Origin of the sequence: Paenibacillus sp. FSL F4-0097 (genome assembly GCF_038593125.1) — a bacterium.
In the GTDB taxonomy this organism is placed as follows: domain Bacteria; phylum Bacillota; class Bacilli; order Paenibacillales; family Paenibacillaceae; genus Paenibacillus_AQ; species Paenibacillus_AQ odorifer.
Genome location: NZ_CP151965.1, coordinates 1,612,461 through 1,624,528 on the forward strand (window position 1 = coordinate 1,612,461; position 12,068 = coordinate 1,624,528).

Annotated in this window: 11 protein-coding genes; 10 read left to right on the forward strand and 1 reads right to left on the reverse strand. The window is 42.3% G+C overall.

The window, feature by feature from the left end; genetic code table 11:
* Positions 1–11: 11 nt before the first annotated feature.
* The 5 genes from MHH86_RS07065 to MHH86_RS07085 all read left to right on the forward strand — a co-directional run bounded on the left by MHH86_RS07065 (position 12) and on the right by MHH86_RS07085 (position 4,277).
* Positions 12–1,295 carry a DUF1963 domain-containing protein gene (locus MHH86_RS07065; protein WP_076179002.1) on the forward strand — a complete coding sequence of 428 codons (1,284 nt, stop codon included), beginning with the start codon at positions 12–14 and terminating at the stop codon, positions 1,293–1,295.
* A 165-nt stretch (positions 1,296–1,460) separates the two neighbouring features.
* Positions 1,461–1,790, forward strand: a complete 330-nt coding sequence (locus tag MHH86_RS07070) for a PadR family transcriptional regulator (protein WP_036675798.1) — start codon at positions 1,461–1,463, stop codon at positions 1,788–1,790.
* Positions 1,791–1,804: 14 nt separating this feature from the next.
* A complete protein-coding gene (locus tag MHH86_RS07075) occupies positions 1,805–2,671 on the forward strand; it encodes a pentapeptide repeat-containing protein (protein ID WP_076206819.1) in 867 nt (288 codons plus the stop codon).
* Between the two features lie 76 nt (positions 2,672–2,747).
* Positions 2,748–3,506: an ATP-binding cassette domain-containing protein gene (locus MHH86_RS07080; protein ID WP_076224192.1), complete on the forward strand. Its 759-nt coding sequence runs from the start codon at positions 2,748–2,750 to the stop codon at positions 3,504–3,506.
* Positions 3,507–4,277 (forward strand): ABC transporter permease, encoded by a 771-nt coding sequence (locus MHH86_RS07085; protein ID WP_038569396.1) that lies wholly within the window; start codon positions 3,507–3,509, stop codon positions 4,275–4,277. It abuts the gene before it with no gap.
* A 66-nt stretch (positions 4,278–4,343) separates the two neighbouring features.
* Here the strand turns inward: MHH86_RS07085 and MHH86_RS07090 are convergent, their stop codons facing one another.
* On the reverse strand, positions 4,344–6,275 hold the full coding sequence (locus MHH86_RS07090) for an ATP-dependent DNA helicase (RefSeq protein ID WP_249267680.1): 1,932 nt from the start codon (positions 6,273–6,275) through the stop codon (positions 4,344–4,346).
* Between the two features lie 284 nt (positions 6,276–6,559).
* Here MHH86_RS07090 and MHH86_RS07095 point away from each other — a divergent pair, with 284 nt between their 5' ends.
* The 5 genes from MHH86_RS07095 (at position 6,560) to MHH86_RS07115 (ending at position 11,982) form a co-directional block, all read left to right on the forward strand.
* Positions 6,560–7,741, forward strand: coding sequence for an ATP-binding protein (locus tag MHH86_RS07095; protein ID WP_076098893.1), 1,182 nt, complete (start codon positions 6,560–6,562; stop codon positions 7,739–7,741).
* A 183-nt stretch (positions 7,742–7,924) separates the two neighbouring features.
* Complete coding sequence (locus tag MHH86_RS07100; RefSeq protein ID WP_036675792.1) at positions 7,925–8,371, forward strand: V4R domain-containing protein; 447 nt, start codon at positions 7,925–7,927, stop codon at positions 8,369–8,371.
* A 149-nt stretch (positions 8,372–8,520) separates the two neighbouring features.
* On the forward strand, positions 8,521–9,780 hold the full coding sequence (locus MHH86_RS07105) for an MFS transporter (protein ID WP_076098890.1): 1,260 nt from the start codon (positions 8,521–8,523) through the stop codon (positions 9,778–9,780).
* Positions 9,777–11,081: an ectonucleotide pyrophosphatase/phosphodiesterase gene (locus MHH86_RS07110; protein ID WP_342479667.1), complete on the forward strand. Its 1,305-nt coding sequence runs from the start codon at positions 9,777–9,779 to the stop codon at positions 11,079–11,081. Before MHH86_RS07105 ends, MHH86_RS07110 begins: the two co-directional genes overlap by 4 nt.
* Before the next feature lie 28 nt (positions 11,082–11,109).
* Positions 11,110–11,982, forward strand: a complete 873-nt coding sequence (locus MHH86_RS07115) for a YitT family protein (protein WP_036675789.1) — start codon at positions 11,110–11,112, stop codon at positions 11,980–11,982.
* Positions 11,983–12,068 lie beyond the last annotated feature (86 nt).

Genomic DNA, 12,068 nt, shown 5'->3' on the forward strand with positions numbered 1-12,068 from the left:
GGAGAGATACGATGAGCGAGCGTATACCCTGCCAAACCTCAGACTGCAAGGGAAGCATACTTCCTGCAACTGCTTTAAAGACAGGTGGAATCTGCATGCCCTGTCATCAAAGGAAGCTTACGCTGGAGCAAAAGGCTTATATTGAACAAAATCGAAAAGACATTGATTTGTACGCAGGTGTGAATGATCCGGTTGAAATTCTTAAAATCATGCACAAACCGCGGAGGTTGAGCCCGCTTGAACACGTAATTCCCTATCACAAAACCGCGCAAGAGTTATATCGTCAACTGACTGAAAGCGAAAGGGAGCGATTGGAAACCTACGCCATTAAATTGATGGAAGAAGATGATTTTGACCAGGCTGAGACTATTTTACTGTCGCTTATATGTTTTTCAAGTGCTTCCATTGAACGGGGGCTGGAGGCTTTTTTTCTTAACGGGAAGTATTATCCCGGTATTCTCTATAAAGAAGCGGGTCAGGAGATCCGTGATAAGATCATTCATCAGTTGGAGCATGACTCGGAAAACCGTAATCATTTGCTGCTTGCATTGGCCTGGATTGGCGATGAAGAGGTTGTTCGGCAGTTCGAGACATGGCGGCAGCATCCGCCTCGATGGACATCGGAGTTAAATGTGCCTCCGGAAACCTATGCTCACGAAGCAGGATGGGAATTAGATCCCGATGGTGGGAAAAGGCTGCTTTTTTACCCCGAGAGTTATCATTTTGAAGTAAACAGGGACGGAAAAAATGGGATGGATCGGGATCATACGGCGGTAGCGGCGCTACAGGCGGGTGAGCATTCCTGCCCTTGGTGTGGCGGTAAGTTGACAGTGCTGTTTGATTACGATTTGCAGAATCCACTGGTTCAATTTATAAAGCTTTCCGGCCAGCGGTTAAGGATTGCAGCTTGCATGCATTGTAATTGTTATGGCACCGTGTTTATGAAAGCGGAGCTGGATGGCCAATATTCGTGGAGTGAATATAATACCGTTCCTGATTTTTTGCCTGCAAATGAAGACAGGGAAGAAATAGCATGGCATGCCATGCAGCTATCGGAACGACAGATGGGAACCTATGAAAATTCATATTGGATGCTTGAGGCGCCTGCGTCGCAGATTGGAGGACATCCGGCTTGGATTCAGGATGCGGAATATCCTGTGTGCCCTTGCTGTTCGAAGACGATGAAGTTTATTGCCCAAATGGACATGGAACAGGCCGAGGACAGCGAGGGGATTTATTATGCATTTTTGTGTGAGGGTTGCCTGCAGGTAGCTGTGAATTACCAGCAGACGTAAATCAACTTATTTCTGGTTAGCGTAGATTGGAACTTCAGACTTAAAAAGAAAAATGCTGCCTTAGACAACTAAGGACGGCATTTTTTTATTTTGTATAAACATGATGATCAAAGTACATTGACTGTCACAGTAGTATGATATACAATGCGATTATGAGGTGATGAAATGAGTGAGAACAAAATCACATCCGATCTGCTGCGAGGACATACCGATACGATGGTATTGCGGCTCTTGTCCGAAGCCGATCGTTATGGATATGAAATCGTCAAATTGATTGCTGAGCGTTCCGGAGGCGAGTATGAATTAAAAGAAGCTACGATGTACTCCAGCGTCCGGCGGCTTGAGGCAGACGGTGACATTGAATGGTATTGGGGGGATGAGTCTCAGGGGGGACGACGGAAGTATTTTCGGATTACCGAGAAGGGGAAAGCTGTTTACGCCAATAACAAGACTAATTGGGAGTATGCAAAGCGTGTGCTTGAAAACTTATTATAAGGAGACTTGATAATATGAATGAGAAATTAAACATGTATTTAAATGGCGTATTCGCACCCTATGACGGGATAAAAAGCGTTGCTGAATTAAAGAGTGACCTTCTTTCCGATTTGCAGGAGCGGTTCAGTGAACTCAAGGCTGAAGGCAAGGATGATGAAACGGCGTTTAAGATGACGATAGACAGCATCGGCGACATTGAACAGACGGTGCAGGAGGTTGCCAATCTCTCCCGTTCACTTGAGCGTCAGGTGGTGACGAGCTTTAGGGCGAGCAACTTATCGAAGAGTGATTTTGCAGGCGTTACCGCCCATAAAGGGGATTTTAAAGTGAGCGCGTTGCGGGGTTCGGATTTTACAGGCGCTGACTTGACTGGCAGTTCTTTCGCGGGCAGTGACGTAGGCGAGGCCAAGTTCGACAGCGCTAATCTCACCGACTGCAATCTGTCCGGCATTGAACTGGCAAATGCGAGCTTTCACAAATCTATTCTTGTTCGTACCAACTTTAGCTCATCAGGACTTACAGGGGCGAAATTTATCAATACAAGACTGACTGACGTCAAGCTGTGTACGACTGATCTCACGAAAACAATCTTTGAGAACTGTATCTTTGACGGTGTGGAATTTAAAACCTCTGATCTGCGGGGATTATGTTTTGACGGCCAGACCTTTATCGGGGTCAAGTTTGAAAAGTCGGCGCTGAACGATATTTCGTTTAGAGGTGCGACGTTAAAAAATGTGTCATTCCTCTCCGGGTTTTCGTTATCCAAGAAGTTTTATCGTGCAATCAAAACGATCAACTTTGACGGTGCAATGATGGATAAGTTGACCTTCGCTGCGCTCAAAGGCATGGAAGCTGATTTGACAAAGGTTACAGTCCTATAAGCCGGAGCTTCCGAAGTGAGTTTTGCGGGGAGAATTCCATGAAGATATGCTAACAAAACCTTGAGGAGGGAATGCAATGAACAAGTCCATTAAAGTGGTTGGGTTGGAAAAGTCCTACAGACAGCTTCAAGTTTTAAAGGGGGTGGATTTTGAAGTGGAGCAGGGCAGCGTTTTTGCCCTGCTTGGCTCCAATGGCGCAGGCAAGACCACCATTGTCAAAATCCTCACCACTTTGCTAAATCAAGATGGTGGGACTGCTGCAGTGAACGGATTCGATGTCGCCACAAAGCCTGATTATGTACGCCAGTCCATCAGCCTGACGGGTCAATTTGCCGCCGTGGATGAGATTCTGACCGGCCGGGAAAATCTGATCATGATTGCGAGGCTCCGCCATGATAAGCATCCGCGTCAAGTTGCGGACGATCTGCTGGAACGCTTCACTTTGACCGATGCCGCGGATCGCAAGGTATCCACTTATTCAGGCGGGATGCGCCGGAGATTAGATCTCGCGATGAGTCTTGTTGGAAAACCGCAGATTATTTTCCTCGACGAACCAACCACTGGACTTGATCCTGAGGCAAGGATTGATGTATGGAAGATGGTTAAGGAGCTTGCCGACGGCGGTACGACTGTCTTTTTGACGACGCAGTATTTGGAAGAGGCAGAGCAGCTTGCTGATCAAATCGCCATTCTACATGAAGGTAAAATTATTGCGAGCGGTACACTCGAAGAACTAAAAAAGCGATTCCCGCCCGCAAAAGTTGAGTACATTGAAAAGCAGCCGACGCTGGAGGAGATATTCCTCGCAATCATCGGCAAAAAGGAGGGAAAGTAAATGGAAATGATTAAGAAGCACTTTTTCAGTGACATGAGTGTAATGCTTGGACGCTCTATGCGCCATATTCTCCGCAGTATGGATACCATCATCACGGTAACTATCATGCCAATTGCATTTATGCTGTTGTTTGTTTACGTGTTCGGTGGGGCCATCCAGGCGGGTACGGATAACTATGTGAATTATTTATTGCCCGGGATCATACTGATCGCTATTGCAAGTGGTGTAACTTATACGGCTTACCGCCTGTTTAACGATGTGCAAAAAGGGATTTTTCAGAGATTCCATTCTATGCCGATTGCACGTTCTACCATGCTGTGGGGACATGTGCTGACCTCCCTGATATCCAATGCGATTTCAGTTAGCGTCATCATTCTTGTTGCATTGATTATGGGGTTTCGTTCATCGGCAGGAGTGCTCTCATGGCTGGCGGTTGCCGGCATCCTCATATTGTTTACGCTGGCTCTAACTTGGGTCGCGGCAATTGCTGGACTATCCGCAAAATCGGTGGACGGCGCGACTGCTTTTTCCTATCCGATTATTTTCCTTCCTTTCATCAGCTCGGCCTTTGTGCCTACCGAATCGATGCCGCCAGTCGTTCGCGCCTTTGCTGAAAACCAGCCCGTTACATCTATAGTAGAGGCGGTTCGCTCCCTCCTGATGGGGCAGCCTGTCGGCAATGATATTTGGGGAGCCATCATATGGTGCATAGCCATTCTAGTAGTTGCGTATTTATTAGCGATGCGGGTATACAAACATAAAGTTGTTTAATTGCCAGATAACGTTACAGGATTTAGAAGCGACTTGTCTGCGGATGGGTTGCTTTTTTTCATTTCTCTACGTATCACTAAGCAGTATCCCTTTTTCTTTCACAAACTTCTCCAGAACCTTGAAATCCTCAGTAACCTTTTTAAAAGGTAAGGCTTCCAGTACCTGATCCCGGTAATCCTTTTTGGCGGCAATGGACAGGCGGGAATCGAGTATGCTGAGTACACCAAGGTCAGTTTCACTGCGGATCAGGCGCCCGGTTCCTTGTCTTAACCGAAGCAGCATGTCCGGTACAAAAACCTCCTTCAAGGGATTCTTTGCCATCGAAGTCTTATATTCATAGACAGGATCGGCAGGAACAGGGAAAGGCAGACGGAAAATGATTAACTGTGACAAATCGGAACCTTCGATATTCACACCTTCCCAGAATACACCGGTACTAAGTAGAACGCCTTTACTGCCCCGAAAGTCAGCGATCACCCCGTCCTGGGACGAACCTTCCCTTTGAACATGTAATGCCCATGCAAGCTTCTCAGAGTTTAATTTCTTATGAATATACTTCATATCCTCTTTAGCTGAAAAAAGAACCAATGTCCGCCCGTCTGTTAAATTACAGAGCCTCATCATTTCCTTGTATGCCGCTTCAAGATAATCTTCCCGCCGCTGATGGTTATAGTAGGGGATGTCCTTGGCAATATACAGCATGGTGTGGTTGTCATAATCAAACGGTGAAGCTTGGCGCTCCATATAATCTCCCCTGTAACCGAGGGACTCAGTGAGATAAGCGTATTGTTCCTCCAGCGTTTCTCCGCTTTGACACATGGTTGCTGACGTTAAAATAACTGAGGTTTTCCCGTTAAATAAGGTATATTTCAGAAACTGGCTTATCCCTTTAGGGCAGATACTAAGGGTACTCTCCCGCTGGGTATTACTTGCCCAGATCAGATAGTTATCCTCTACTCCGGCGAGTACATCAAAGAGGTCGATAAGTCCGTTCATGGCTTCAAAAATATTGTCAATCTCCCGTTCATGCCGTGAAGTTAAGACGGAAAGGCTGAGATTAAAATCTTTTAAAACCTGTGCCGCTCGTCTTAAGGGGATTCCTGTGATCTGCGATATTTTTATACGGTCATTGTCCTGCTTGGCTGTTTGCAGTAAGTCTGCCTCTACTTGTTTAAAAATATGGCCAACGCATCTTTTTATAAATTTAAATTGCGGCATAAGCTCCGTATCGGCAGATTGCTTGAAGAGAATCTGTAAGGCGTCATCCAGAATACGGCAGGTTCCCCGGTAAGTAAATTCGAGCGTTCTTGCATCTCTAACCTTTGCTTCCAGATTATGCGCTTCATCAATTACGATCAGAGCCGGCCGTTCGGTGATTAACCCCTTCGTTCCTTCCTTTTTCTTGATTAAATCACGGATGAGCAGATCCTGGTTTACGATAATAAAATCCATGTCGCTCGCGTTGGCATTAATTTTAGCTCTCATCTCATAAAACGTACATGTACTTTTATAATGGCAACGTTCAAATTTGCAATCATTCACACAAACGTTAGACCATACAGCATCACTAACCCCGCCCTTAATATCTGCCCGCTCATCAATTTCATAATTCACAATCTGTTGAGAAAGCGCAGACAGAGGAGTGTTTGAATCATCCGCTTGGAACAGATCTGCTGCCCTATACCGGCAAGCATACTGCCCCATGCCTTTTCCAACTACCGAACGTACCCTTGTAAATCCGAGACGACTTCCGATGAATCTCAGATCTTTATGTATTTGTTCTGAAAGTTGTATGGAGGATGTCGCAATAATAACCGGTTGCCTTGAGATTTGGTTAATAAGCAGGCTGGGAATGAGGTAGGCAAAGGACTTGCCGATACCGACTCCAGCTTCAATCATCGCGTTACGACCATTTATATAGGCATCAGCGATATCTAGAGACATATCCTGCTGGCCGATCCGCTCTTTAAGTCCAATCCTGGGGAATTTATCATACATTCGAAAGATAGCATTGACTAAAGAGGGCTCGATGTCCTTCTTTAGCTTCTGCTTCTGTAATTTATAGAGATCACTTAACCAGCTAATGACGACCGCCCCTTTTCAAAATCAATGATCTTCCTAATTATAGTTTTTTTGGTGAGGTTGTAATTATCTTCGATGCTACTCTAACAGTCAAGTGTCAGAATATAATATAGTGATTAAAACAAAGTGAATTACTGTGTTTTTGAAGCAGGAAAATATACACATATCTTGAATACAAACTACAAAGAAGGAGGATGAAAATGTCATACAAAGAAAATGAATTGCGTTCGTCATTAACCTTAGCAGTTCCAATCATTTTAAACAGGCATTATCATTCTATGACTATGAAAAACATCGAATTCTCCTGGTTTGTAGAGGCGCATAAGGAATTGTTAGATTCATCATTCAGTACGATATTAATGAGTATGGTAGAAGCCTTGTTTTTTGATTCTTTTGGTTACGATCAATACTTAAACCTGCTAGAAAAAGAGGGGGCTGAGCAAGGGGTTTATACTGCAGAAATATTCGGTGATCATTTTGATATCTTACTTGATATGAGCAAGGATTTAAATTTAACCGCTCAGAATATTATGTTTAAGATCATTGAAGAGTTTGTAGATGATTCCGCGATCCGATTGTTTTTTTATAATCGTTTAATGGAATGCAACTGGACCCGTTTTACTGGCTTTGCACAAGGTTATTTGTCTAATAAAAATCAACAGATTGACAATTTACATGAACAAAAAATTGCTGTTATGGGACAAATGGCAGCAGGAATGGCGCATGAAATAAGAAATCCGCTAGCTTCGATTAAAGGTTTTGCTCAGCTTGTAAATATCAGGCTAAATGAGCCGGAGATCAAAGCGGATGAATTGCGTGCATATCTGGATATCACCATCAAAGAGATTGATGCTCTGAATGGATTAGTAACGGACTTTCTAATACTGGCTCGAAAAGGTGACAGTACAAAAAATAACGGCGTAGTATTTAACGTTATGGAGGTTATACATAGAGTTAATAACATTGTGAATCAACTCATACTTAGTGATGATATTATACTTTCAGTAGAGTGCTCTTTAGAAAAAGTACTAACGTTTGGAAGCGCCTCTCAGCTAGAGCAGGTAATTCTTAATATTTTGAAAAATAGTATCGATTCCTTCACAGCTTTTAGAGGCAGAATAGATATTTCTGTTACCACAGCTGCTGAGACAAACGAAATTATTCTACTCTTTAAAGACAATGGAGAAGGAATTCCACAGGATAAATTAAAACGGATATTTGACCCTTTCTTTACTACCAAGCAAAAAGGGACAGGGATTGGATTATCGATTTGTAAACAACTAATCGAAATGTATGGGGGGCATATTAAGGTAGATTCAGAGGTTCAGGTTGGAACTAGCGTGAGGGTTATTTTGCCTTGGGTTTATGATTATCATATTTGAGATGCTGCTGCATCTAAGGAATGAAGGAGCGACTTGCCAATAGGGAAGTTGCTTTTTTTTGTTATAGTTCTACAAAAAATCAGGATGTGCGTAAGATCACAAAGCAATTATTGGATACGTTTATACTCAATATATCAATTAAATTTGAAATATAAATTACATAAGCAATTGGAGGCTACTGGCATGGATCAATTTACTTTTACAGATATGAAAAAAATAAAGAGAAAAAATTTAGGTAATGTCGTACCTTTAGAGCTTTTCAGAACGATTAGACTGATTGGTTTATATCAAGCGTTACCCATGAATGGTAAGGGTACAACGTTGACTATAGGAAGAAAAATTGGGGAAGAATTTGGTGTTACCTCGGTTAATGAACTATTCGAGTTATTCGAAGAATTGAAGATAGGGATTCCTATAATAACCCATGAAGATGACAAGGGGATGACGATTGCAGTACACGATTGTTTCTGCGAAGGGTTACCTATTATGGAAGGGAAAATGGTTTGTGACCTGGAGGGGGCCATTATTGAAGGAGCACTTACTAAAATTCGTGGAAAGCGGGTTTCCGTCCGGGAAATAAAATGTAATGTTAATGGGGATGAATATTGCGAATATCTCGTCAAATATTAAATTCATATATAAATGCGAGTAAGCGACCTTCCGATTTTAAAAGGTCGTTTTTTTTATGAAGAAGTTGTGATGGAATTAACATTCATTTAACATGCCTCTTATGCTGAAATGATATAACAGTTACAAATAGGTGAAAAGGTGGCTGTTAGATGAAACTTAGCAAAGAGGAAAAATCATGGATTTTATATGACTGTGGGAATTCGGCCTATTCGATGGCGGTTACAACTGCTTTATTGCCTATTGTATTTGGCATGTTTTCAAATGTTAACAGCAGCATGGATTTAGGGTACTTTAATTCCATTGCGAGTATTCTAGTGGCTATCCTTAGTCCGATTTTAGGCACGATCGCAGATTACAAGGATAAGAAAAAGCGCTTTTTCTTATTTTTCTCTTTGATCGGTGTGCTGGCTACGGCTTCGTTGGCATTCGTTGCACCTGCGAGCGGGCAGTGGCAGTTATTGATTGTGTTTTATATCCTGTCTGTTATAGGTTTTGCCGGAGCCAATATTTTTTATGACTCTTTTCTTGTGGATATAACCACTGATGAAAGGATGGATAAGGTATCCACAAAAGGTTTTGCTTATGGATATATCGCCAGCGTCATTCCATTTGGCATCAGCCTGCTATTGATTCTGTTTATGGGGATGGATAAGTCGATCGGTTATCAGATTGGGTTTATCATTACTGCCCTTTGGTGGGGGCTGTTGACCATACCCATGATCAGAGATGTGAAGCAGAGATATTATATTGAGCCTGAACCAAGACCTGTAATCAACAGTTTTAAAAGACTGGGAGACACCTTTAGGAATGTTAGACAGCATAAAGTTGTATTTGTTTTCTTAATTGCGTACTTTCTTTATATTGATGGGGTAGATACGATTATTAAAATGGTGGTGCCCTATGCCACATCGGTTCTGGGTGCGGATGCTTTTGACACCTTTACCTTACTGGGGATATTATTAGTTATCCAGATCATCGCTTTTCCTTGTGCAATCCTGTATGGTAATCTCGCCAAAAAATACTCCGCCAGGACTTTGATAATCGTGGGGATTGTTACATATATCATTTCCTGCATCGCGGCTTTTTTTATCACTTCAGTGTGGCATATATTTATTTTAGGTGCGCTAATTGGTTCCGCTCAGGGAGGCATTCAGGCGCTCAGCAGGTCTTATTATGCGAAGATCATTCCAAAGGAGAATTCCAATGAATTCTTTGGTTTTTACAATATTTTTGGCAAGTTCGCGGCCATTGTTGGTCCTGCTGTAATGTCTTTAACAACAACCTTAACAGGTAATGCTAAATTTAGTATTTTAGCGATTATCCCACTTTTTATTATTGGATTATTCGTATTTATAACTTTACCTAAAGAGCAGCCTGAACATGACGAACCTAAGGGGCTTATTCTATGAAGTCAATTAAAGCACAAACGGCTATGGCCAAGCATTTGATCGTCATCTCTTACGATGCCTTTTCAGAAGACCACTGGGCATTGGCCAGCCGGCTTCCAAACTTAAGTAAATTAATTAAAAACGGAGCTCATAGCCATAAATTGAAAAGTGTGTATCCGACACTCACATATGTAGTGCACACGACCATAGCAACCGGTGTATATCCGGATAAGCATGGCATCCACCACAACAATCCGTTTCAGCCCTTTATTAAGGAAGAGGAGCAAAATTGGTTCTGGTTTAGAAATGCGATCAAGGTGCCAACGATTTACGATGTTGTGCGCGAGCATAAGATGAGCACAGCCGGAATCCTATGGCCAGTATCGGGTAAATCCTCCATCCAATACAATATACCTGAAATCAGAGCCATCAAAAACGAAAATCAGGCACTGAAGATATTAAAAAGCGGAAGCCCCTTATACTGCGTGGATATGGAGCTGAAATATGGCCGGATCCGCCAAGGGATTGAGCAGCCCTATCTGGATGACTTCACGACCAAATGTGCTATAGACACGATTAAGCGCAAAAAACCTAATCTTCTAATGATGCATCTGATCGATCTGGATGATGCCAAACATGCTTATGGAACTGACAGTGACGAAGTGAAGCAGGTAATCACACGTATGGATAAAAGGTTAGGCGATATTATGCAGGCAGTGGATGAAGCGGGGATGAAGGATGATACGATTTTTTTAATTTTGGGGGACCATGGCCAGTTTAATGTTAGGTACAGAGTGCATTTGAACAACCTTTTGCAGGAAAAGGGCCTGATCTATGAAGAGAACGGCGAAATGAAGTGGAGAGCTTACTTTCAGTGTGGGGGTGGAGCGGCTTACTTGCATATCCGGCAGGGCGATGAAGAAGCTGAGCAAATAGCATTAGCTGTTATTGGAGATCATATGAGAGATGAATCCTCAGGTATAGAGAAATTGTATGCTAGAGATGAACTGGATTATTTTCATGTGGGCCAAACCACAAAGTATATGCTTGAGGCTAAGAGAGGTTATTGTTTCGACGAAAGTATGGATGAACCAACGATTGTTGATTTGGACAAACAAGGCGTTAAATTTGCCACGCATGGCTATTCTCCTGATAAAGACGGCTATAGATGCAACTTGGTTGTCTCTGGGGAAAAGATTAGAAATGGGCATCCTATAGGGGACATCGAAATGGTAGATATAGCCCCCACGATGGCAAAGATTTTAGGGATTGATTTTAATCCAGGTGACGGAAGACCTTTAGAGGAAATTTTTATGGACTAAATTAAGCAATGTGAAACGGAGAAATTCAATGATTGAAACGCGAAAACAGAAATCAAATAAACTCAAGATATTCTCAAAAGTATTCATGATTATTATTGGGGCGCTAATAGCTGCCTATGGTCTAGAATCTGTATTGATACCCAACAATGTCTCAGATGGAGGTGTCACAGGTCTAAGCATCGTTGGCTCTGAACTGTTTGGCTTACCGCTAGGGCTGCTAATTGGCATAATTAATATTCCTTTTGTGTGGCTAGGATATAAGCAAATTGGTAAAAGCTTTGCTCTTTATTCCGTTATCGGTATTGCTTCACTGGCTATTGGCACTAGTCTTATGCATCATGTACCGACGATTATAGAAGGTGATACCTTATTAATTACCGTTGTTGGCGGGATTATTATCGGTTTTGGTATGGGTTTAGCCTTACGTAATGGTGGAGCATTAGATGGGATAGATATGTTAGCTGTCTTACTTTCACGAAAATTACCTTTTGGGACCAGTGATTTAATCTTATTTCTAAATATGTTTGTCTTTATTGTTGTTTCAACAGTATTTGGCCTACAAGGAGCTATTCTATCAGCGCTTGCTTATTTTATTGCTTCTAAGGTCATTCATATTATTGAAGAAGGTTTGAGTGGCTCTAAAACGTTTAAAATCATCACTATTCAACCGGAAATCATGGTCGAGACTATTCGTGACCGATTGGGTCGTGGAGCAACTTATACAGATGCTTATGGCGGCTACTCAAATGAACAATTCAAAGAAATCACTTGTGTCATTAACCGTCTGGAAGAAAGTAAAATAAAAGATATTATTCGTGAAATTGACCCTAATGCCTTTGTAGTAGTCTACGATGTTGCAGAAGTTAAGGGCGGCAGTTTCAAAAAGAAAAATATTCACTAATGACTATAAATCGCGTTGGAGAGAAGCTAATTATGCTCTTGCCAGCGCGTTTTTTGTTTTCTTTGAAGGAGAGGAAAGGCTTGGTA